Annotated in this window: 12 protein-coding genes and 1 pseudogene; 5 read left to right on the forward strand and 8 right to left on the reverse strand. The window is 68.6% G+C overall.

All coding sequences use genetic code 11. The features are described from left to right. Window positions 1-254: 254 nt before the first annotated feature. Window positions 255-1,082, reverse strand: coding sequence for an MBL fold metallo-hydrolase (locus ABD156_RS14335; protein ID WP_344272070.1), 828 nt, complete (start codon window positions 1,080-1,082; stop codon window positions 255-257). A 92-nt stretch (window positions 1,083-1,174) separates the two neighbouring features. Between ABD156_RS14335 and ABD156_RS14340 the strand changes: the two genes are divergently transcribed. Beyond that, window positions 1,175-1,777, forward strand: a complete 603-nt coding sequence (locus tag ABD156_RS14340) for a TetR/AcrR family transcriptional regulator (RefSeq protein ID WP_344272073.1) — start codon at window positions 1,175-1,177, stop codon at window positions 1,775-1,777. Between the two features lie 951 nt (window positions 1,778-2,728). Here ABD156_RS14340 and ABD156_RS14345 read toward each other — a convergent pair. The 3 genes from ABD156_RS14345 to ABD156_RS14355 all read right to left on the reverse strand — a co-directional run bounded on the left by ABD156_RS14345 (window position 2,729) and on the right by ABD156_RS14355 (window position 5,294). Continuing rightward, window positions 2,729-2,998: a hypothetical protein gene (locus ABD156_RS14345; RefSeq protein WP_344272076.1), complete on the reverse strand. Its 270-nt coding sequence runs from the start codon at window positions 2,996-2,998 to the stop codon at window positions 2,729-2,731. 109 nt (window positions 2,999-3,107) lie between these two features. Continuing rightward, window positions 3,108-3,890 carry a thioesterase II family protein gene (locus tag ABD156_RS14350; RefSeq protein ID WP_344272079.1) on the reverse strand — a complete coding sequence of 261 codons (783 nt, stop codon included), beginning with the start codon at window positions 3,888-3,890 and terminating at the stop codon, window positions 3,108-3,110. Between the two features lie 759 nt (window positions 3,891-4,649). Then, window positions 4,650-5,294 carry a lytic polysaccharide monooxygenase auxiliary activity family 9 protein gene (locus tag ABD156_RS14355; protein WP_344272082.1) on the reverse strand — a complete coding sequence of 215 codons (645 nt, stop codon included), beginning with the start codon at window positions 5,292-5,294 and terminating at the stop codon, window positions 4,650-4,652. A 728-nt stretch (window positions 5,295-6,022) separates the two neighbouring features. Between ABD156_RS14355 and ABD156_RS14360 the strand changes: the two genes are divergently transcribed. Then, window positions 6,023-8,611, forward strand: coding sequence for a helix-turn-helix transcriptional regulator (locus ABD156_RS14360; RefSeq protein ID WP_344272085.1), 2,589 nt, complete (start codon window positions 6,023-6,025; stop codon window positions 8,609-8,611). A gap of 17 nt (window positions 8,612-8,628) precedes the next feature. Continuing rightward, window positions 8,629-8,772: a LuxR C-terminal-related transcriptional regulator gene (locus ABD156_RS14365; RefSeq protein WP_344272088.1), complete on the forward strand. Its 144-nt coding sequence runs from the start codon at window positions 8,629-8,631 to the stop codon at window positions 8,770-8,772. A gap of 53 nt (window positions 8,773-8,825) precedes the next feature. Here the strand turns inward: ABD156_RS14365 and ABD156_RS14370 are convergent, their stop codons facing one another. The 3 genes from ABD156_RS14370 to ABD156_RS14380 form a co-directional block, all read right to left on the reverse strand. Continuing rightward, window positions 8,826-9,785, reverse strand: a complete 960-nt coding sequence (locus tag ABD156_RS14370) for an NAD-dependent epimerase/dehydratase family protein (protein WP_344272091.1) — start codon at window positions 9,783-9,785, stop codon at window positions 8,826-8,828. Between the two features lie 15 nt (window positions 9,786-9,800). Then, window positions 9,801-11,093 (reverse strand): nucleotide sugar dehydrogenase, encoded by a 1,293-nt coding sequence (locus tag ABD156_RS14375; RefSeq protein WP_344272094.1) that lies wholly within the window; start codon window positions 11,091-11,093, stop codon window positions 9,801-9,803. A gap of 65 nt (window positions 11,094-11,158) precedes the next feature. Then, window positions 11,159-11,842, reverse strand: a complete 684-nt coding sequence (locus ABD156_RS14380; RefSeq protein WP_344272097.1) for a PIG-L deacetylase family protein — start codon at window positions 11,840-11,842, stop codon at window positions 11,159-11,161. Window positions 11,843-12,090: 248 nt separating this feature from the next. Between ABD156_RS14380 and ABD156_RS14385 the strand changes: the two are divergent. Further along, window positions 12,091-21,537: pseudogene (locus ABD156_RS14385) on the forward strand (type I polyketide synthase); the annotation flags it as partial. A gap of 405 nt (window positions 21,538-21,942) precedes the next feature. On the opposite strand, the gene ABD156_RS14390 reads toward ABD156_RS14385, so the two are convergent. Next, window positions 21,943-22,653, reverse strand: coding sequence for a TetR/AcrR family transcriptional regulator (locus tag ABD156_RS14390; protein WP_344272103.1), 711 nt, complete (start codon window positions 22,651-22,653; stop codon window positions 21,943-21,945). A 70-nt stretch (window positions 22,654-22,723) separates the two neighbouring features. On the opposite strand from ABD156_RS14390, the gene ABD156_RS14395 reads away from it, so the two are divergent. Next, a complete protein-coding gene (locus tag ABD156_RS14395; RefSeq protein WP_344272106.1) occupies window positions 22,724-23,143 on the forward strand; it encodes a hypothetical protein in 420 nt (139 codons plus the stop codon). The last annotated feature ends 47 nt before the right edge of the window (window positions 23,144-23,190 follow it).

Here is a 23,190-nt window from a genome sequence, read left to right on the forward strand (position 1 = left end):
AGATGTTGTCGGCATCTGAAACGAGACTAGCCTGCTTGCCGGAGGTGTGGCAACGGGGGATACAGGCTCACCGAGCTGCAGTTGCCACGCGCGAGCCAATCCGTCGAGGCGGTTCGAGGGGGCGCTGCTGGGGCGCACGCCGAATCGCGCCCTCCCCGTGATTGCGGCGACCTGCGGGACTGTGTCTTGAAGGCTTGTCGTGGCAGGACGTCCACAATGGACCGCCGTCGTGCCGTCGCAGCGGCGGGCATGCCTTACGCTCTGGTGCCGGAACTCGCTGCCACGGCGGAGTTCCCGGTCGCGTGCGCCAGGTCCAGCCATTCCCCGACGGGCAGCACTCGAGCGCGCTGTCCGGCATGCTGGCGGAACTCGGCCTCCGGATCGGAAACCTCGACGTAGCCCGCGATCTTGTCCGGCTGCTCGGCTTCGTAGTGCATCGGCACCGCATACCGGGCGTCGAGGATCTCCGCGGCCGCGGCGGCTTGCCGCGGGTCCATCGCGGCGGGCAGCGGACTCGGCGGCTGGAGGTGCGGCGCGTCGACCACCGCGCCGTTGGCGGGGAGAAATGTCGCGTCGAACGGGCTGAACCGGCGCGCAATGAGCCACCAGTAGCCGTGGAACATCGTGTCGCCGCCGTGGAAAACTCGCTGCCCGTCGGCTTCGACGACCCAGTTCAGCTGCGGGTCGCCCAGTCCGTCGACGGCCGGAACCGCTGTGGCGCGGAACGGCCCGATTTCGCGGGTCGACCAGGGATCCGCGACTTCGACGGCCAATCGGTGCAGGGCCAGTTCGTGTTCGGCGGGCAGGGTGGTGACGTTGTCCACGTCGTCGCCGTGGCCGGGCGCGGGGCGCAGTACGGGCGCTCCCGGTGCCAGCACGTCCGCGAGCGCGGCCGCGTCGGTGTGGTCGCGGTGCAGGTGGGAGACCAGTGCGGCAGTGACTTTCCCACTCGGCACCGCCAGTCCTTCGCCGGACTTCCATCCGGTGAACAGCGGTGACAGGTCCCGGACGTAGTCGATCACCAGGCGCTCGCCGCCCGCCTCGATCTCCAGTCCGGCCCATCCCAGTCGTCGCAACCGCATCTCGTGCTCCCTTGGTCTCGGTGGTTGCCGGAAATTTAGCGTACGGACGTACGCTAAATCAATAGCGAACGCCCGTACGCTATCCTTGGCGCATGTCACCGCGACGTTCAGCGGCCGAGGCGCAGGCCACCCGGGGCCGGATCCTCGAGCGAGCGGCCGAGATCGCCTCCGAGGAAGGGCTGGAGGGGATCACGATCGGCCGGCTCGCCGAGGAGCTGGAGATGAGCAAGTCCGGGGTGCACAAGCATTTCGGGACCAAGGAGACGCTGCAGATCTCCACGCTGGACAAGGCGTTCGTGGACTTCTGGCATCGCGTGGCGGAGCCCGCGCTGCCCGAACTGCCAGGCCTGCGGCGGTTGCGCGCGGTGTGCGCCAACTCGGTGGACTACCTGGAAGCACCCCTGCTCCCCGGCGGCTGCCTGATGACCGCAGCGCTCACCGAATACGACGGCCGCCCCGGCCGTGTCCGCGACGCGGTGGCCGAGGTGTGGTCGCGCTGGCGGGAGCAGCTACGAACGGACCTGGCGGCAGCGGTGGAGAACGGTGAGCTGCCTGCCGGGTTCGACGTCGAGCAGGCGCTGTTCGAGATCATCGCCGCCGGACTAGCACTGAATGCGGCGATGCAGCTCCAGCATGACCGGACAGCGGCGGATCGCGCGCGACGTGCGATCGAGCGGGCCTTGGCGCAATCCTGAGTCCCCGCGTTGGGCGGTCCGCGTGCAAGAGTGCGGGAGCCGCTTGGTCAGTCCGGAGCTGAGCCGCGTTAAGGCGGTTGCTGCCGGTGTTCCTGCGCGGGGCCAGGGTTCCGCGGTGCGCGGATCTTTGGTGCCGCGCAGACATGGCGGACGATGTCGCAGTGGCCGGGCCTGGCCGGGTGCGGCGCTGGTGTGGCGGGCGGGTGTCGCGGTGGCCGGGTACGACGCTGGCGTGGCGGGCGGGTGTCGCGGTGGCCGGGCGCGGCGCAGGAGCGGCGGTCGGGCGCGGCACTGGCCTGGCGGGCGGGTGTCGCGGCGGCTGGGTTTGGCTTGGTGCGGCGCAGGAGCGGCGGGCAGTGTTGCAGCACGCTCCGCGTGCAAGAGTGGCGGGCCTGGCTTAGTGCGACGCAGCGCGGCGAGCGGGTGTCGCAGCGGCCGGGTCTGGCTTGGTGCAGTTCAGTGCAATGCAGTGCAGGTGCGGTGGGCGTGGCGTGGCTTTGCTCGCGTCTGCCTTCGTGCGCGCAGGTGTGGCGGGTGCCGCGGTGCTCGGGTCTGGCTGGCCCGGTGCGCGCAGGTATGGCGGGCGGGTGCCGGGTAGCGGGGTCTGGCTTCGTGTGCGAAGTTGCGGCGGGAGAGTGCGGCAGTGCTTTGATCTGGCTTGGTGCTCGTAGGTACGGCAGGCGATGCCGTAGCGCTCGGGTCCGGATTGGTGCCCGGTGTGCGAGTTGACGCCGGTGCCGTTCGCGTCGGTATCTTCGGCGCGGCCTAGGACGTGCGGGCCGCTTCGGCCGGGAGCGTCGCGGGAGTGGCGTTCGGACTCGGCCGGGATTGAGTTGAGTTGGCCGCGCTTCGGGGACAGGCTCGGCAACGGTTTTCGTGCGGGCTGGGTCGTTCTCGGTGTGGATGTCGGCCCAGGCCTGGTGTTTTGCGAGCGAATCGAGGCGGTTTCGGTTACGACTCGGTGGCCATGCCCAGCGAGCACAGCGAACCGGCCAGGGCGATCAGGTCGTAGCGGGTGTCGTCTTCGTTCGTTTCCCACAGGGCGGAGAGGGTGGCGGCGGCCTGGTCGACGTCGCCGTTGTGCTGCTTCAGGGCGATCCACATCGCGGCGGCCACCGGCTCGCATTCGATGTGGCGGTGGGTCGTGCGGCAGGTCAGCTCCAGGTGGCCGTTGGCGAGCATGCGCTGGGTGACGCCGGGGGCGGTGGTGATCGCCATCATGATGGCCTCCTGGTTGAGGGGGTGTTTCCTTGATGTACCTAGTTTCTCGGAACTGGCGGGCCGGAACCATGGGGTGTGCTCCTGAAGCTTCCCTGGGGTTTCCCCACCCTTATCCCCGGCAGATTCCCGGTTGCCATCCGGCGAGGGTTGTGGTGATCGTCTGCAGGACGGCGTTGAGCTGGTCGTTCAGGTAGAAGTGGCCGCCGGGGAAGATCTTGACCTGGCAGGTGCCGGTGGTGTGCTCGCGCCAGGCGCCGGCCTCGTCGAGGTCGGTTACCGGGTCCGCGTCGCCGACCAGGACCTGGATCGGGCAGCTTGGCTCCAAACCCGGTTGGTGCCGGTAGGTTTCGACGGCGGTGTAGTCGCCGCGGATCGCGGGCAGGACCATGCGCAGCAACTCGTCGTCGCCGAGTACGCCGGCGTCGGTGCCGCTGAGTTCCTTCAGGGCGGCGATCAAGCCGTCGTCGTCGCGCTGGTGGACGAACTCGATGCGCTGCGCGGACGGGGCCCGGCAGGCGGAGGCGAACAGGCCCAGCGGGGGATTGCCCCGCGCCTCCAGGCGGCGGGCTACCTCGTAGCCGACGGTCGCGCCCATGCTGTGGCCGAACAAGACCACCGGCAGGTCGGACCAGTCGGCCAGGTCGCCGGTGATCGCGTCGGCGATGGCGGCGACCGTGTCCAGACATGGTTCGGCGCGACGGTCCTGGCGGCCCGGGTACTGGACGGCGACCACCTCGAAGTCCTGCCCCGCCGCGGCCGCGGAGAGCGGGAAGTAGGCGGTCGCCGAGCCGCCGGCGTGCGGGAGGCACACCAGACGCACCCGTGCCTGGTCAGTCGGGTGGAAACGGCGGATCCACCGGCTGGTGCGTGCGTTCGCGGGTGTTTCGTCCACTGCAGTCACAAAACCAGGAGTGTTCGGGGCCGGGCGGTGCGGGACAACCCCTAGCGGCCTGGGTCTTGGCCAGGGAGGGGGTGGGTTGTGCCTGGTCCGCTTGGCCTGGGCTCAGCGGAGGGCGGCGTTGGAGGTGCGCTGGGTGTGGGGCGGCGTTGGCGGACGTGTGCTGGGCGTGGGCGGTATTGGCGAGAGTGCGCTGGGCATGGGGCGGCGTTGGCGGATGTGTTGGGTGTGGGGCGGTCTTGGCAAGAGTGCGTTGGGAGTCGGGTCGGCGTTGGTGAGGATGCGCTGGGCGCGGGCGGCATGGCGAACGTGCGCTGGGCGTGGGGCCGCATTCGTGAAGGTGCGCTGAGCGTGAGGGCGGCGTCGGTGGCAGCCTGGGGCGGTGCCGGTCGATCTGCTGCCTGCGTTGCTTGCCGCCGCCCTCGCCGCGTTTTTGCTCGCGTTGCTTTCCGCGGTGGCCGGGTTTGGTGGTGGGGTCTTGCTGTTGCCGGTCTTCACCGCGTTGTTCGAGTTGCGCGTCGCCGTTCCGATGCTGACCTGGACGCAGTTGTCTTCCAACGGATCCTCGGTGCCTTCCTCCTCGGGGTTGTGGTCTGGAGACGGTGGCAGCGCCGGCCGCGGACGCCTGCGCAGTCCTCTTTCTCGTCGGGTTCTGAGCGCGGCTAGGGGCGCTGCTGTTGCCCAGCGGACCAGGTGGCGCGGGGTTTTTGTCCACTGTGGACCGCGGTCGCCGGGCAGGGGGCAGGGGGAGAGTCAGTTGAAGATCACGTCCGAGCAGGAGTAGAAGGCTTCGCCGGAGTCGGGCCAGTGGCGTTGCCAGATCGAGTAGATCAGGTGCCTGCCGGTGCGCCCGCCGGGCAGGTTTGCCTGGAGCTGGTAGGCGTTGCCGGCGATCGGCGGGTTGTCCTGCTTGTAGAACGGGGTGTCTTCGAGGTCGGACCACTTGAGCGGTTTCGTCGGGTCGTAGCCCGGCTTGGTGACGTACAGCTCGAAGGTGCCCTCGTGCGCGGCGGTCAGCTGGTATTGGAAGGTGTACGGGCCGCTGCTCGGCATCGTGGTGGCCGGCCAGTCGTCGCGGGCCAGGTCGAGGCCCTTGTACTTGTCGCGGCCGGCGCTGCACAGCTTGCCGTCCGGGATGATCTCTCGGCTGCGGCCGCTGGCGTCGCCGATGTTGACCTCGTCCCAGTCGTAGATGGGCCAGCTGTCGCCCACCGCGACGGCGGCCTTGCACGCGGCGGACTGCGGGTTTTCCGGACCCTCCTGGAAACACTGCATGATCCGGCTGATCGGGTTGCCCATCGAGCCGTGCGCGAGGGCGGGGACGGCGGTGAACACCGAGACCGTGCCGAGCACGGCGGTCAGCATCGCGACCTTGACGGCGGAGCGGGAAAACTTCATCGCGAGGTTCCTCTCCTGAGAGGTCTAGACCACATCACGGTAGGTGCCCGGGGCGTCGGCTTGTAGGTGCGAAAGTTGGGCGCGGGTGATTTCTCGCGTGCTCCGCTCGCCTCGAAGCTCGAAGCTCGAAGCTCGAAGCTCGAAGCTCGAAGCCGGAAGCCCGAGTCCGGAAGTCCCGAAGTCCAGGGGTCCCGAGACTCTGAGGTCTCGAGGCCCTGGCCCCGAAGCTCTGGGGTCCGGGGGCTCTGAGGCCCCGAGGCCCTGGGGCACTGGGCACTGGGGTCCCGAGGTTCTGGAGGCGCTGGGGGTCCCGAGGCGCTGGGATCCCGCGACCTCGATGGTCCTGGGGGCGGGGTGCGGAGCTGGGCGAGGCCAGGTCGTTCCTGGTGCGGGACTTGCCGTTCTTCGGCATCGAACGGGAGCGTCGTAGTCGTGGTCACCCATTCATTCTCTCGAACACAAGTTCGATTACACCATCGCTCGAAGTGGTCAACCCCGACCGCTGAAGCGAGAGAATCAAGATCACTGTCCGGAGCCAAAACCCAGTCCTGACAACAGAAATCTTCCCCTCGCACGCAGGCGTCACCGCACAAAAAACCACACCACCGCAACGCAAGGTAATCGTGATCACCTGATTGAGTGACTTTAGATCGCGGTTGGCTGTGCTTAGGGGGCGGCTGCGACTGTGGCACACGCAGGAAGATGACCGTTGGGTCGAGGAGCTTGCGATGGGCGTGAACTGGGGGCAGAACCGCCGCACCGAGCCGAACGAAGCAGTGTCCCTCCTTGAGGGCCTGCTGATCGAATGCGATGCGGGGGCAGGAGACACGGTATTGGTCGGCGGAGGACCGGCCAGCGGGAAAACACAGGTACAGAACCAAGTGGTGGCACGTGCCCGCGAGCTGGGCGTTCTGACGCTCACCGCGGCGGGGGCGGCCGACGAGCGCGACGTCGACGGTGGTGTGCTCGACCAGCTGCTCGCCAGTCCGGCATTGCCGCGCGAAGTGCTCGCCGCGGCCGACGGCGAGGACCGGATCGCCGCGTTGTGCAGTGCGTTGCACCGGCTGGCGCGGGAGCGGTCGCTGCTGATCGCGGTCGACGATTTGCAGCACGTGGACGAGACGTCGGCGCGGTTGTTGCTGCGGTTGCAGCGGCGGGCGAGGTCGGCCGCGATGTTGCTGGTGCTGACGCAGCCGGACGGCTGGTATTCGGGCGAGGGCGTCGAATTCGCCGCGCAGCCGCACCGGTACGTGCATCTCACGCCGTTCACCGTGGAGGCGATCGCGCAGCTGGTCTCCGACCACGGCGACGCCGAGCGGATTCACGGGCTGAGCGCGGGGAATCCGTTGCTGGTCAGTGCGTTGGTCGACGCATCTCGTAGCTCAATGGACGACGGCGCGGTGTATTCCGACGCGGTGCAACGGCTTCTGCGTCGCTACGGTTCGCCGCTGCGGGAAGTGGCGACGGCGATCGCGGTGCTGGACACCGACGTGACCACGGACGCGGTGGCGACGGTCGCTGGCGTCGATCCGGTCGAGGCGGAGGCCTCCGCGGGACTGCTCGTGGAGACTGGGCTGGTCGACGGAGTGCGGTTCCGGCAGCAGCCGGCCGCGGCGGCGGTCGTCGGCGGGTTGCGCGGGTCCGAGAAGGTGCGGCTGCACATCCGGGCGGCTGAGGTGAAGCACGCACGCGGGTTGTCGGCACCGGAGGTCGCGCGGCATCTCGTGGCGGCGGGCGAAGCGCAGGCGGAGTGGGCGTTGCCGGTGCTGGTCGCGGCGGCGGAGCAGGTGATGCTCGGCGACGACGTCGACTTCGCCACCCGCTGTCTGCAGCTGGCGGCATCGACGACCACCGCGTCGTGGGAGCAGCAGATGATCTCGCAGCTGCTGGCCAAGATCACCTGGCGGGTCAACCCGGCGGCGGCCGCACCGCATCTCGCGGCCTTGCGGGACGCTGGTTCGCTCGACCAATCCGACCGGATCGCGTTGGTGCGCCAGTCATTGTGGTTCGGTGACCGGGAAACGTTCGAGTCCGCGCTGGTCCGGTTGGGCGACGACCTCGAGCCGCTGCACCCGCGCATGGCCGCTGAACTGACTCTCGCCGCGCATTGGCATTACGGCACGGCACCAGAGCTGTCGGTCGACGCATCGGATCCCTGGATGCGCACGGCAACCACGCTCGCCTCGGTATGGCAGGTCGGCGGCAGCGAAGAGACTTCGGTGTGCGCGGAGCGGATTCTGCAGAACTGCCGGCTCTCGGACACTTCGCTGGAAGCGTTGGCCACAGCCATCCTCGCGCTCGCGTACGACGGCAAGGCGGACCGCGCGGAAGGCTGGTGCTCTTCGCTGGCCGAGGAGGCCGAGTATCGCGGCGCGGTGACGTGGAAGGCGATGCTCGACGCTATCGGCGCGAGCCTGCTGCTGCGTCGCGGCGAACCGGCCGAAGCGGCTGAAGCGGCGAGCCGTGCGCTTGCGCTGCTTGACGAACCGAACTGGGGCGTCGCGATCACGTACCCGCTTGCGACGATGCTGACTGCGTACACGGCGGCGGGTGCGTTTAAGGCCGCAGCCGCGGTGTTGCGACACGCGCTGCCCGAAACGGTGTACACAACACTCGGCGGCGTACGGTTCCTCAGGGCGCGCGGACAGTTCCACCTGGCCACGAACCGCGGTCTCTCCGCGGTGAGCGATTTCCAGCAGTGCCAGCGCATTCTCCGTGACCGCAACCTCGACCTGCCCGCAGTGGCCCCGTGGCGGACCGACCTCGCCGAGGCGAATCTGCGGCTGCGCAACCCGAGCCTGGCGGTCGAGCTGGCGAAACAGCAGCTGGCGGACACGACGGACGCGTTCTCGCGGGCAGTGGCGCTGCGGGTGCTGGCGTTCGCCGGGGACACCGGCGCGCGGTCCGGCCTGCTGAACCGGGCGGCGGAGGCGTTCAAGGAATCCGGCGACCGGCTTGAGCTGGCCCGCACGGTTCGCGCGATCAACCAGCTCGGGCAGCGCGCGGAACGCTCGGCGGGCCTGGTGAAACCGGTGCAGGTGCCGCGACAGCCGATGCGTCCGCTCGCTCCGCGTCCGGTGGCGTCGAGACCCGAGCCGCCGCGCGCGGATCCGGAGGGAGCGGCGGCGACCGCGCTCAGCGAGGCCGAACTGCGCGTCGCGGAACTCGCGGCACACGGGCGGACCAACCGCCAGATCTCCGAAACATTGTACATCACAGTGTCCACAGTGGAGCAACATCTGACCAGGGTGTACCGGAAACTCGGCGTGGCCGGGCGGAGCGCGCTGGCGGGCGAACTGGCCGGTGCCGGGCAGTGACGGAAAGCGGGGCAAGGGTGCTGACCGACGTAGAGCTGCGCGTCGCGGAGCTCGCCGCGCAGGGCATGCCGGTGGCGGTGATCGCGGAGGTACTGGGAGTGTCCGCGAACACCGCCGCCGGCCACCTGAGCACCGTCTACGTCAAGCTCCGAAACGCGTGAAGGGCCTCTCGCGCGAAATCCGCAAGAGGCCCTTCACCGGAACCGGGAACAGGTCAGGATCGGCGGTCGGCGACCACCGCGTTGATGATGTCGTCCAGGGAACGCGTCGGCACGAAGCCGATCTGGTTGTACGCGCGGGTGCAGTCGGGAATGCGACGCTGCATGTCCTCGTACCCGTCGCCGTACGCCTCCTCGTACGGCACCTTCGTGATGGTGCTGCTCGAACCGGTCGCGCCGATCACGCGCTCGGCCAGCTGCGAGATGGTGGTCTGTTCGTTGCTGCCGAGATTGAACACCTTGCCGTACGCGGATTCGTCGGCGAGCAGGTCCGCCAGAGCGGGCACGACGTCCTGCACGTGGCAGAAGCAGCGGGTCTGCTGTCCGTCGCCGAAGACCGTGATCGGCTCGCCGGCCAGCGCCTGCGTCACGAAGCGCGGGATGACCATGCCGTAGCGCCCGGTCTGGCGCGGGCCGACGGTGTTGAACGGCCGCACGATCACCATGCGAAGGCCGTGTTCCACCGCGTACAGGTGGGCGAAAGTCTCGTCCAGCGCCTTCGCCTCGGCGTAGGACCAGCGGTTCTTCAGCGGCGAACCGATGATCCGGTCGTCGTCCTCGCGCAGGCCGTCGGCGGTGTTCTTGCCGTAGATCTCGCTCGTGGACGCGACGAGGATCGGCACGTCGTGACGCAGCGCCGCGTCGAGCATGTTCTCCGTGCCGTGCAGGTTGGTGCGCAGGCTGTCCATGGTCTTGTCGAGGATGGTGAACACGCCCACCGCGGCGGCGAGGTGGAAGATCGCGTCGATGCCCGCCATGCACGATTCGACCGCGTTCGGGTCGGTGATCGAGCCGCGCACGAAGCGGAAGCCGGGGTGCCCGGCGAATCCGGTGAGGTTGTCCAGGGTGCCGGTGCTGAGGTTGTCCAGTGCGACGACCTCGTCGCCGCGGGCCAGCAGGTGCTCGGTGAGGTGGGAGCCGATGAACCCGGCGCCTCCGGTGATGAGGTAACGCACGTTAATGTCCCTTTCTCAGTTAGCGAAGAGCGCACGGTCGAAGCGATAGGTGGCGTCGATGACAGTCGGGCAGTCGGCGAGCCATTCGTAGTCGTGGCCCGGCTGGACGGTGTGGATGAGCGCGACGTCCCAGTCCTCGCCGTCCGGCTCAGGGACGGTGTCGAGCGAACCGCCGGTGACTCGGACGTTAGGGACCAGCGGGTCGTAGTAGCCGACCTTCGCGCCCTTCGCGGCGAGAAGGTCGAGGATGTCGAGCGCGGACGACGAACGCACGTCCTGCACGCCGGGCTTGTACGTCACACCGACCACCAGCACGCGCGTACCCGCCATGCCCTTGCCTTCGCGCGACAGTGTGTTCAGTACGCGGTCGACAACCTGCTTCGGCCGTTCCGCGATGGCGTGCATCGCCTGGGTCACCAGCGGCGCGTTGCTCTGCGTCGCGCGAAGCTGCCACAGCAGGTAGTGCGGGTCGCAGGGGATGCAGTGGCCGCCGACGCCGGGGCCGGGGTGGAAGGCCATGAAGCCGTACGGTTTGCTGGCCGCCGCGTCGATGACCTCGATCGGGTCGATCGCGAAGCCGTCGCTGATCTCGGCGAACTCGTTGGCCAGCGCGATGTTCACCGCGCGGAACGTGTTCTCGTACAGCTTGGTCATCTCGGCCGCTTCCGGCGAGCTGACGCAGTGCACGCTCGGGGTGAGCACGTTGATCACGCGCTGCGCCATCGCGGTGCACACCGGGGTCACGCCGCCCAGCACGCGCGGCGTCTCGGACTGGGTGTGCGTGACGTTGCCGGGGTCGATCCGCTCCGGGCTGGATGCCACGAACAGGTCACGCCCGATCGTGAATCCCTTGGCCACCAGCGGTTTCACCAGCAGCCGGTTCGAGGTGCCGACGTAGCTGGTCGAGGTGAGGATGAACGTCTGGCCGCGGCGGGCGTTCGCGACCAGCGCCGCGCACGCCGCCTCGAGCGGGCCGAGGTCCGGCATCAGGTACTCGTCGAGCCCGGTCGGCACGCACACCAGCACCGCGTCCGCCTCGGCCATCCGCGCCGAATCCGTGGTGAGCTGGAAATCCTCCTGGTGCACGGCCTTCTCGAGCCTGCGGTGGTCGGCTTCGATGAGGTCGACCTCGCCGGAGCGGATCGAGTCGAGCCGGTTCTGCGACAGGTCGATGCCGATCACGCCGACGCCGCCGGCGTGCAGTCCGAGCGCGGTCGGCAGGCCGACGTAGCCCATCCCGATCACCGCGACCGACGTCAGTTCGTTCCGTTCGGCGATGGTCTCGAATTCAGCGACAGTACTGGTCATTCCTGGTCACCCGTTTCTGGATGGGCTGTGGGAAAAGCGAGTGGAAAAAGCGGAGGAAAACCCGGTCATCGGACCGAACGGACGATTTCGAAGGCCTCGGCGAGGCCGGCGCTGACCTGCGAGCCGCGGTATTCGGCCAAGGCGCGGACGCCGCGTTCGCTGCGCGGATTCGGCCACGGCTCGAGCTCCTTGCCGTAGGCGCGCAGCGCTTCGATTTTGCGTTCGACGTGGCTTTCGTCGAGAATCTGCCAGCAGTTCGGCCGGAACGTGACCGGCAGCCCGGAGGCCTCTCCGACGTCGGTGGCGGAGCGGATCTCGAAGGTGCGGACCTCGCGCACCGGGCCCTTGCCCGGTCGCCCGGCGACCCGCGCGGCGCGGCTGACCAGCGCGTGGTCGGTGCTCAGATCGCACATGCTCGTGGCGAAAATGGTGTCCGGCTCGAATTCGCGGACCTCGCGCTCGACGACCTGGTTCAGTTCGAGGTGGCTGACCGTGTCGAGCCGGTTGTCGCCGAATTCGTGGACTCGCACGCGCTCGATGCCGAGCGTTTTCGCGGCCAGTTCGATCGCGTCGGTGCGATTGGTGACCTCGGCGCCGGCGGCCGAACGCGAACCGTCGTCGTTGGTGAGAATGCAAAGCGAAACGGTGACGCCCTCGTCGGCGAGCCGGGCGATAGTCCCGCCCGCGCCGAGCGTTTCGTCGTCGCCGTGGGCTCCCACCACCAGCAGCCTGCGTGTCAACGTGTGCATACGATTCCCCAGTCCTTGTCCGGGCGGTGAAACCCCCAGCGGAAACGAGCCGTGCGAAATGGCTTGGAACGCCAGCAAAATCTGACATCCGCCGGTGCGTGCGACAACCCCTAAAGACCGTCTAAAGCGGACCTTGGCCGGCCGGGCGGACCGGCGCGGCAGGGGCCGTTAGGGGTGGGTCCGCCCGCGGCCGCGCTCGTATCGTCACGACGTCGGGCGAGCATGCGACGCGGAAGGAACGTGGGCACGTGGGCAACTCCGAGGAGAAGCTGGTCGGTGCGCTCCGGGCTTCGGTGAAGGAAACCGAGCGGTTGCGCGAAAAGAACCGCAAGCTCACCGAAGCCGCACGGGAGCCGATCGCGATCGTCGGGATGGCCTGCCGGCTTCCCGGCGGCGCGGGCACCCCGGAAGCGTTGTGGGAACTGCTGTCCGGGGGCGTCGACGCGATCGGCGAGTTCCCGTCGAACCGGGGCTGGGACCTTGACCGGCTCTACGATCCGACCGGCGAACGGCCGGGTTCGAGTTATGTGCGCGAGGGCGGTTTCCTGCACGACGCGCTCGATTTCGACGCCGACCTGTTCGGCATCAGTCCGCGCGAGGCGCTGCTGATGGACCCGCAACAGCGGCTGCTGCTCGAAACGTCCTGGGAGGCGTTCGAGCGCGCGGGGATCGCGCCGCATTCGGTGAAAGGCAGCCCGACCGGCGTTTTCGCAGGCACGATGTACCACAATTATCAGGGCAGCTACGGCTCTTCCGGCGTCATTTCCGGTCGCCTCGCCTACACTTTCGGGCTCGAAGGACCCGCGGTGACCATCGACACCGCGTGCTCGTCCTCGCTCGTCGCGCTGCACTTGGCGGTGCAAGCGCTGCGCAACGGCGAGTGCACGCTCGCGCTCGCCGGCGGCGTCTCGGTGATGTCGACGCCGCGTACGTTTGTCGAGTTCTCCCTAGACGGCACGCTCGCCCGCAGCGCTCGTTGCCGCACCTTCGCCGACTCCGCGGACGGTACCGGCTGGTCCGAGGGCTGCGGCATGCTGCTGGTCGAGCGGCTGTCCGACGCCCAACGAAACGGACACCCGGTGCTGGCGCTCGTCCGCGGCACCGCGATCAACCAGGACGGCGCGTCCAACGGCATGACCGCGCCAAACGGGCCCGCGCAGCAGCGCGTGATCCGGCAGGCACTGGCGAACGCGCGGCTGAGGCCGGACGAGATCGACGTCGTCGAGGCGCACGGCACCGCGACCAAACTGGGCGACCCGATCGAGGCGCAGGCGCTGCTCGCGACGTACGGCCAGGAGCGCGAAGAGCCGCTGTGGCTGGGGTCGATCAAGTCGAACGTGGGGCACACCCAAGCGGCGTCCGGAGTCGCAGGCGTGCTGAAGATCGTGCTGGCGCTGAACAACGACCTGCTGCCGAAGACGCTGCATGTCGACAAGCCGACTCGGCATGTGGACTGGACCGCGGGCAAGGTCGAGCTGCTGACCGAGGCCCGGCCGTGGGAGCGCGGGGAACAGCCGCGACGCGGTGCGGTCTCGTGCTTCGGGCTGAGCGGGACCAACGCGCACATCATCATTGAGGAAGCACCGGCGCCGGAGGCTGCCGAAAACCCGCGTGACGAGGCGGCGGTTCCGGTCGTGGTTTCCGGCCGGACGCCGCAGGCCTTGCGGGCGCAGGCGGCGCGGTTGGCTGAACACCTTGCGGCACAGCCGGAACTGGACCTGCTCGACGTCGCCGCCACCTTGGGCGCATCGCGGACGCATCTGGACCACCGGGCTGCGGTGATCGGCAAGTCCACTGAGGACGTTCTGCCCGCGTTGAACGCGCTCGCGAACGGTGAGCTGGGCGCGGTAAGCGGTCTGGCGCGCGGCGAGGCTTCGCTGGCGTTCCTGTTCTCCGGCCAGGGATCTCAGCGAGTCGGGATGGGTCGTCAGCTGGAGGTCTTCCCGGTCTTCGCCGAGGCTTACGCGGCGGCGTGCGCGGAGCTGGACCGGCATCTCGACCGGCCGATCCGCGAGATCATCGACGGCGACGCCGACGTTTTGGCGCAGACCGCGAACACCCAGGCCGCGCTGTTCGCGTTCGAGGTCGCGTTGTTCCGGTTGGTTGAGTCGTGGGGGCTGACCCCGGCCGCGTTGTGCGGCCACTCCATCGGTGAGCTTGCCGCTGCGCATTGCGCGGGCGTGTTCTCGTTGACTGATGCGGCAAAGCTGGTCGCCGCTCGCGGACGGTTGATGCAAGCGTTGCCGAAGGGCGGCGCGATGGTGGCCGTCGAAGGAACTCCAGACGAGGTCGCGGAGCACGATCCACAAGGGACAGTCGATGTCGCCGCGGTGAACGGGCCGCGCTCTGTCGTGCTGTCCGGCGCTGAAGACGCCGTCGTAGCGGTGGCCGCCAAGTTCAGCGACGCCGGGCGGCGGAGGACGCAACTCAAGGTCTCGCACGCGTTCCACTCGAGACTAATGGAGCCGATGCTCGCCGAGTTCCGTGCCGTCGCGCAGAGCATTGCGTACGCGCAGCCGACGATTTCGGTGATCTCCAGCGTGACCGGCCAAGAGGTCTACGCCGAGCTGACCGATCCCGAGTACTGGGTGCGCAACGTCCGCGAGCCGGTCCGGTTTGCTGATGCTGTCCGTGCGCTCGCTGCCGACGGTGTCAACCGGTTCCTCGAGTTGGGCCCGGACGCGCCGCTGACCGCCGTGGTTCCGCAGTCCGCCGGTGACGCCGTTGCGGTGCCGGGCCAGCGTCGTGACGTCCCCGAGGACGTGGCGCTGCTGACCGCGTTGGCGACGCTGCATGTCCGCGGCGTGGTGCCGAACTGGGCCGCGCACTTCGCCTCGCGGGGTGCGAGCCGCGCGGGCCTGCCGACCTACGGGTTCCAGCACCAGCGTTACTGGCTGGAGGTTTCGTCCGAATCCGGGGATGTCTCGTCGATGGGTCTCGACCCGGTCGACCACCCGCTGCTCGGCGCGGCGACGTTGCTCGCCGACGCGGACGGCGTGGTGCTGTCCGGGCGCGTGTCCACGGCGACGCATCCGTGGCTGGCCGATCACGCTGTCGGCGGCTCGACCCTGTTGCCTGGCACGGCGTTTGTGGAACTCGCGGTGCGCGCCGGGGACGAGGTCGGCTGCGGTCGCGTCCAGGAGTTGACGCTGCACGCGCCGCTCGTGCTGCCCGCGAAGGGTGCCGCGCGGATCCAGGTGCGCATCGGCACTCCGGCTGCGGACGGGACCCGGCCGATCAGTGTCCACTCGCGACCCGACGATCTCGCCACGGCCGTCGGCTGGACCCGGCACGCGGACGGGACGCTCGCGTCCGCCGCTTCCGGAACGAACTTCGACCTCAGCGAATGGCCGCCGTCCGGTGCCGAGACCGTTGACGTCGAAGGAATGTACGACCTGCTGGCCGAGCACGGAATGGCTTACGGGCCGGTGTTCCAAGGCCTGCAGGCGGCATGGCAGCGCGGCGAGGACGTGTACGCCGAGGTCGCGCTGCCCGAGCAGGAACGGATTGGGGCCGAGGCATTCGGCCTGCACCCGGCGGTGTTCGACGCGACTCTGCACGCTGTGGGGCTCAGCGCAGCGGCCGGGGAAGGGACGACGCTGCCATACTCCTGGTCCGAAGTGGAGCTTTTCGCGACAGGTGCGTCTTCGTTGCGAGTCCACGTGCGACCGACTGGTGAACAGGCCGTCGAGTTGCGTCTTGCCGACAGCGCGGGCGCGCCGGTCGCGCGGGTCGGCACGTTGAAGTTGCGGCAGATCAGCGAGGAACAGCTGGCGGCTGCGGCTCCGACCGGCTCGGACGAACTGTACGAAGTGGACTGGGTGCCGACAACGCTGCCGGACGCGCAGGAGGCCTACGAGGTCTACCGGGCGAAGGCCGGGAATGACGCGGCGAAGGCGAAGAAGGCCGTCCACAGTGCACTGTCCAAACTGCAGTCGGATGGCAAAGAGAAGCTTCTCGTAGTGACCGGCAACGATCTGGCCGGGGCCGCGGTGGCTGGTCTCGTCCGGTCCGCGCAGGTGGAGAACCCGGGCCGGATCGTGCTCATCGAGGGCGACGCGACCGACGAGCAGCTCGCGGCCATCGCGGCGGCCGACGAATCGGCGGTGCGGGTGTCCGGTGCTGAGGTGCGTGTACCGCGTCTCGTCCGGGCGACGCCGGAGCTGGGGGAGCCGGTCGACTGGTCGGCCGGGACTGTCTTGCTCACCGGCGGTACTGGGGCGCTCGGCCGGATCGTCGCCACGCACCTCGCGAAGCAGGGCGCGCGACAGTTGTTGCTGGTCAGCCGTCGTGGCGACCAGGCACCTGGCACCGCCGAACTCGTTGCGGAGCTGGCCGAGCTCGGTGCGGAGACGACTGTCGCCGCGTGCGACCTGACGGACCGCAGGGCCGTGACGCGGCTGCTGAAGAAGCACCCGGTCGCCGCAGTGGTGCACGCCGCCGGTGTGCTGGACGACGGCGTGCTGCCGTCGATGACTCCGGAGCGGATCGACGGCGTCTTCAACCCGAAGGCGCTCGCCGCCTGGCACCTGCACGAGTTGGCCGGCGACGTCGACGCGTTCGTCACCTTCTCGTCAGCCGCAGGCGTGCTCGGTGCTCCTGGCCAGGCGAACTACGCCGCCGCAAACGCTTTCCTCGACGCTCTCGCCGCGCACCGCCGCGCCGAGGGCAAGCCGGCGCACTCGCTGGCGTGGGGCATGTGGGAATCGGCGGCCGGGATGGCTGGCGAGACGAACGGCAAGCGCGGGCTCGGCGCGTTCACCGCGGCTGAGGGGCTGGCGCTGTTCGACACCGCGGTCGGCTCGACGGGCACGGTCTTCGTGCCGGTGAAGCTCGACCTGCCCGCGTGGCGCGAGGCCGGCGCGGTGCCGGACCTGCTGCGCGGCCTGGTCCCGGCGGCTCGGCGTACCGTCGCCGACCGCGAGGCCGGGACGGACTCGTTGCTGGGCAAGCTGGTCCGGCTGCCCGCGGACAAGCGCCTCGATCACCTGCGTGACCTGGTCATCGAGCACGCGGCGGCGGTGCTGGGGCACACGTCGACGGACGTGATCGACGCCGACCGGGCGTTCAAGGACCTTGGCTTCGACTCGCTGACCGCGGTCGAGCTGCGCAATACGCTCAACGACGTCACCGGCCTCAGCCTCACCGCGACGCTGGTCTTCGATCACCCCACCGCCGGCGACCTGGCCGCGCACCTGCACGACGAGCTGCTCGGCGACCTGGACGCGGACGCGGCCGGGCCGGAGACCACGGTGGTGGGCAGCGACGAGCCAATCGCGATCGTCGGCATGGCCTGCCGGTTCCCCGGCGGCGTGACCACGCCGGACGAGCTGTGGCAGCTGGTCGCCGCCGGTCAGGACGGGACCAGCGACTTCCCGACCGACCGGGCCTGGGACATGGACCACTGGCTGGAGCAGGTCGCTCCGGAGGGCGGCACGCCGCGCGGCGGGTTCGTTCCGGACGCCACCGACTTCGACGCCGCGTTCTTCGGCATCAGCCCCAACGAAGCCGTGATGATGGATCCGCAGCAGCGGATGTTGCTGGAGTCGTCGTGGGTCGCGCTGGAAAACGCGGGCGTGGATCCGTTGGCGCTCAAGGGAAGCACGACCGGGGTCTTCGTCGGCGTGATGCAGTCGGACTACGACCCGGGCGACGCGCTCGAACAAGGCGGCGGGGCCTACCGCGGATCCGGAGCGCTGAGCAGCGTGGTCTCCGGACGGGTCGCGTACGCGTTCGGTCTCGAAGGGCCTGCGGTGTCGGTGGATACCGCGTGCTCGTCGTCGTTGGTGGCGCTGCATCAGGCGACCCAGGCGTTGCGCGGCGGGGACTGCTCGCTCGCGTTGGTTGCCGGGGTCTCGGCGCTCGTTTCGCCGGCGCCGTTCGCGCAGTTCCTCGACGGTGCTGTCGCTCGCGATGGCCGGTGCAAGCCGTACTCGGCCGCGGCGGACGGGTTTGGCTGGGGCGAGGGCGTCGGGGTGCTCGTGATCGAGCGGCTGTCTGACGCGCAGCGCAACGGGCATGACGTGCTGGCCGTGGTGAAGTCCAGCGCGGTCAATGCGGATGGTGCTTCCAACGGGCTCAATGCGCCCAGCGCGCCGGCACAGGAGAAGCTGATTCGGCGTGCGTTGTCGGCGGCTGGTCTGGTGGCGTCCGATGTGGACGCCATCGAGGGACATGGCGCGAGCACTCCGCTGGGCGACCGGATTGAGACTGCCGCATTGCTGGCCACTTACGGCCGAGAGCGGTCGGCGGACCGTCCACTGTGGCTTGGCTCGGTGAAGTCGAACATCGGGCACACTCAGGCGGCTGCGGGTGTCGCCGGCGTGATCAAGATGGTGCAGGCGATGCGGCACGGAGTGTTGCCGTCGACCTTGCACGTCACCGAGCCGACGCACGATGTCGACTGGGCTGCCGGAACTGTGCGGCTGCTGGACGAGTCTCGGGATTGGCCGGAGGTGGATCGGCCGCGTCGTGCCGCGGTGTCGGCGTTCGGGTACAGCGGTACCAACGCACACGTGATTCTGGAGCAGGCTCCGGATGTCGTGGCGGAAGCGGCTGAAGCGGTTGACTCCGGCGGAGTGTTGCCGCCGCTGGTGTTCTCCGCGCGTACTGCGGCGGCGCTTCCGGATCAGGCTCGGGCATTGCTGGCGCACCTCGATGCGTATCCGACGTTGGATGTCGTTTACTCGCAGGCGAATCGGCAGCCGTTGTTCTCGCATCGGGCCGCGGTGGTCGGTTCGGACGCGGCCGAGCTTCGTGCGGCGCTGGCGGCTTTGTCTACTTCGGACTCTGTGGTGACGGGACGAGCTCGTTCTGGCGGCCGGACTGCGTATCTCCTGCCGGGGCAGGGCAGTCAGCGGGCGGGGATGGGAGCGGAGTTGTCCGCTGCGTTCCCAGTGTTCGCGCACGAACTAGAGCGCGTCACGGCGAAGTTCGATCAGCACCTCGGGCGGTCGTTGCGCGCGGTGATGTTCGCTGAGGCCGGGTCGGTGGATGCGCAGTTGCTGGACCGGACTCAGTTCAGCCAGGCCGCGGTGTTCTCCTTCTCGGTGGCGTTGTATCGGCTGCTGGAATCGTGGGGGCAGCGGCCGGAGGTGCTGGTGGGGCATTCGGTCGGGGAGATCGCGGCCGCGCATCTGGCTGGCGTGTTCTCTTTGGACGATGCGGTGAAGCTGGTCGCGCACCGGGGTCAGTTGATGGCGGAGACCCGCACTGGTGCTGTCGTCGCGGTCGAGGCCAGTGCCGACGAGGTGCGACCGTTGCTTGGCGAGGACGTCGCACTGGCTGCGGTGAACGGGCCGCGGTCGGTGGTGGTGTCCGGTGTGGACAGTGATGTTCAGGTGATCGTCGCTCACTTTGAGAAGCTCGGCCGGCGGACTAACCGGCTTGCGATCGATTGCGCGGTGCACTCGCCGTTGCTGGACGAGATCCTCGAAGAGCTGGAAGAGATCGCGCAGGAGCTGACGTTCGCCGCACCGACTGTGCCGGTGGTCTCGACGGTCACTGGTGCTGAGGTGGCCGACGAGTTGTCTGATCCGGCGCATTGGGTGGCTAACTGCCGGAACACGGTTCGCTTCGCGGAGGCGGTTCGGGCTTCGGGTGCTACTCGCTTTGTCGAGTTGAGTACGAACGGGGTGCTGACCGCGGCTGCTGAAGCTGTGGTCGAGGACGCGGAGTTTGTTCCGGTGCTTCGGCGTAATCGGGGCGAGGTTGCTTCGACGCTTCTGGCGGCTGGGCAGTTGCATGTTCTTGGCGCTGGGCTGGAGGTCCGGCGGATGTTCTCCGGGCGAGCCGCGGCTGCTGTTCCGTTGCCGCCGTATGCGTTCCATCGGACGCGGTACTGGCCGTCGGTGGACATGGAGGCTCGGCGGGCTACGGGGACTGGGCTTGCGACATTGTTCGGTCCTGCGTTGACTGTCGCCGGATCGTCCACTGTGGTGTTGAGCGGGACTTTGCCTGCTGATGAGGCGTTCCCGGTCGCCGGGTTCGTGGAGTTGGCAGTCCGCGCCGGCGACGAGGTCGGGTGCGGGCGGTTGGTGCGGTTGGCCGTCGAGTCGCCGTTGGCTTCTGAGCATGTGCAGCTCGTGGTTGGCGAGCCGGATGGCGTTGGGCAGCGTTCGGTGACTGTCCACTCACGACACGATGGTGCGTGGATTCGGCATGCCGAGGGCGTTGTGGCCGTCGACGATGGCGGTGAACCGGAGGGACTTGGCCAGTGGCCGCCTGCTGGGGCGGAATCGGTGGCGGCTGGGCGGCTGGATGCTGCTTGGATTGTCGACGGAGTGGTGTTCGGGGAGATTGAGATTGCTCCGGACGAGCGGTTTGGGCTGTCTCCGGCGGTTCTTGACGCGGTACTGTCCACTGTGGGCGGGGACGCGGTGGAGTGGCGGGACTTCCGGCTGTTCGCCACTGGGGCGGCGAAGTTGCGGGTTCGGGTGACTCCGCTTGGCGACGATCGGGTGGCGGTGTTGTTCGCTGATCGTTCCGGACGGCCGGTCGCGGTGGCTGAGTCGGTGACTTTGCGGGAGCTCGTGGCTCCGGGGGCGGTTGCGTCGACGCAGGTTGCGGTGAAGAAGCGGCGTGCGGTGGCTGACGATGTCTCGGAGCTGGAGTTGACCGAGCCGGGGCTGCGGACGTTTGTGCTGGAGCAGGTTGCCGGGCTGCTGGGGTATGCCGATACCGCCGAGCTTGACGAGGACGCGCACTTCTTGGAGATCGGGTTCGATTCGCTGACCGCGGTTGAGTTGCGGAATCGGATCGGTGGGGTGGCGGGGGTTTCGTTGCCTGCGTCTGTTGCGTTCGATCATCGGACGCCGGCGGGGTTGGCGAAGCATTTGCTGTCCGTGTTGACCGGGCCCGCGGCCGAGGTTGGCGGGGATCCGGTTACGGAGATGTTCTTCGAGGCTGTCCGGGGCGGGCAGGTGGAGAACGGTCTTGCGTTGCTGGGGGCGGCGGCTCGGCTACGGCCTACGTTCCGGACGGTGGGTGAGCTTCGGGAGGAGCCTCGGCCGGTGGAGCTTTCTGATGGGCCTGCCGAGTTGAGGTTGCTGGCGGTTCCTACTCCGGCTGGGATGGGTGGGGCTTATCAGTACGCGAAGCTGGCTGCTCGGTTCCGGGGGGTGCGGCGGGTTGCTGCCTTGCCTACGCCGGGGTTTGTGGCTGGGGAGTCGTTGCCTGCTGATTTGGATGCCCTGCTGGATGTGCTGGCGGAGAGTGTTCGGCTTTCCGGGGACGGGCCGTTTGTTCTCGTGGGTCATTCTTCTGGTGGGGTTCTGGCTTATGCGTTGGCTGCTCGGGTTCAGGCGGCTGGGGTTGTGCTTTTGGACAGTTATTCCATGGACGGCGGGGATGCCGGGGATACTGTTCGGGATATGGCTGCTGGGATGGTTGAGCGGGAGGAGCAGTTCGGGCCGTTTGACCGGGATAAGTTGACTGCTATGGCTTATTATCTCGGGTTGCTGGACGGGGTTCGGCTGCCTGAGGTTTCTTCGCCGGTGGTGTTGGTTCGGCCGGATCGGCGGTTTGTCATCGCTGGGGATTCTGTTGAGCGGGCGGAGGAGGATCCTGGGTTGTGGCGGACTACCTGGGATCGGGCTGATGGTGTGGTTACTGTGCCTGGGGATCATTTCAGTATTGTGGATTCGGATGTGGAGACTACGGCTAAGGCTGTGGAGGGGTGGCTGGGTAGTCTCTGAGTTCTTTCGCGGGGGGCTCGTCGCCTGGCGGCGACATTGCGTCCGGTGTGGGGCCACCACCCCGAAGTTTTATTGTGCTGACGGTTCGGGGGTGCTTGTCAAGGCGGGAAAGATGCCTTGACAAGCACCCCCGAACCGCAGAGGAGGCTTCGTATCGGGGTTGGGGGTGGGGTGGGTGCCTCCATGCGTGGGTGCGTTGGCTGCGGTTGGTGAGTGGGCGGGGCTTGCGCCCCAATGTGGCGTTGGGTGCATGTGACGCACCGAATGCCGCATTGGGTGCGTGGGATGCACCGAATGTGGCGGTGGGGCGCATCGCGGCGGCGAACGAGCGATCGAACGAGCGGGTGGGCTGTGAAGGGCTCCTTGAGGGAATCTGATTCCGTGAAGGGGCCCCTCACGGACTCGTTATGGGAGCAGGGCGGCGATTCCGTCCAAGATTCGTTCCAGGGCGAAGTCTTCGGGGGCGGCGGCCGGGAATTCTTGGGACTCCGTTAGTTCGGCCAGGTGCGGGTAGTCGCCTTCGGTCAGGCGGGGGTGCAGGAAGGCCCGCACTTCGGCTGCGTACTCGGTGGATTCCGGGGAGTCCGGGTCGGCGATCGTGCGGCGGCGGTCTGCGGTGGCTCGGACTGTTGCCGAGACCAGTTCTGCGCAGGACAGGGCGTCCACTGTGGACAGACCGGCTTCAACAAAGATCGCCAGGAGTTGCTCGGTCCAGCGCAGGCGGTGTGGAGTGAGGCCCTCGCGGACGTCCAGCAGCCACGGGCGCGCCGCGTATCGCTTGGTTGCGGCGTCGGCCCAGGTGCGGACGGCGGAGCGCCAGTCCAGGCCGACAGGGGCGGGCGGAGGTGCGCCGAAGCCGGCTTCGGCCAGGAGGATCAGCAGCTCGTCTTTCGAGCTCACGTAACGGTACAGCGCGTTGGTCGTCAGGCCCAGTGCGGACGCGATGTTCGGCAGCGACGCGGCTGCCAGGCCTTCGGTGTCGGCCAGCTCTACCGCCGCGGCTACCACCGCCGCTACGGTGTGCGACGGCTTCGGTCCTCGGCGGGGACGGGGGGCGCCCAGCCAGGCTGGGGTCAGGCCCGGCGGCAGGGCTCGGGGATCGGGCTCGATCGGCATCTTTCGCTCCGGTACGTCTTTCAGTAAACTGTGCAAGTCTTACACTGATCTGGTCTGGGGGCGAGCCAACGTGAGCGAGACCAACCGGTTCGGATTCGGGAAGGTCACCGAACTGGATCGGAAGCTGGCGGCTACCGAGGTCGAGCACGCCCGTTCGGAGGGCGTCTGCGACGGGCAGGAAGCGGCTCGCAGGCTGGCCCGGATCCGGCTCGCGGAGTCGCACGCGGCGTTGCGGGCCGCGGTCGAAGGGCGGGCGTCCGGGTCGCCGCCGCCGCTGCTGGAGGCCGCGCCGAAGCTCGCGTTCGGGCTGTGGGTGGTGGTCGTGGCGGTCAACACGCTGATCTGGTTCGGCATCGGGGTGATCGGCGGGCAGTGGGATCCGCTGTGGCTGCTCTGGGTCTATCTGGGCGGCGGAGTGCTGGTCGCGGGCGTGTGGAGCGTCCGGGACTTCGACCGGCGGGCGCGGGCCACGGCGGGCCGGGCGTCCTGAGCGAAACCCCTGGGGTTCCCCCGTCCGCGGGAGTCCGCTAAACTGTT

Origin of the sequence: Amycolatopsis albidoflavus, from assembly GCF_039525725.1 — a bacterium.
Taxonomy (GTDB): domain Bacteria; phylum Actinomycetota; class Actinomycetes; order Mycobacteriales; family Pseudonocardiaceae; genus Amycolatopsis; species Amycolatopsis albidoflava.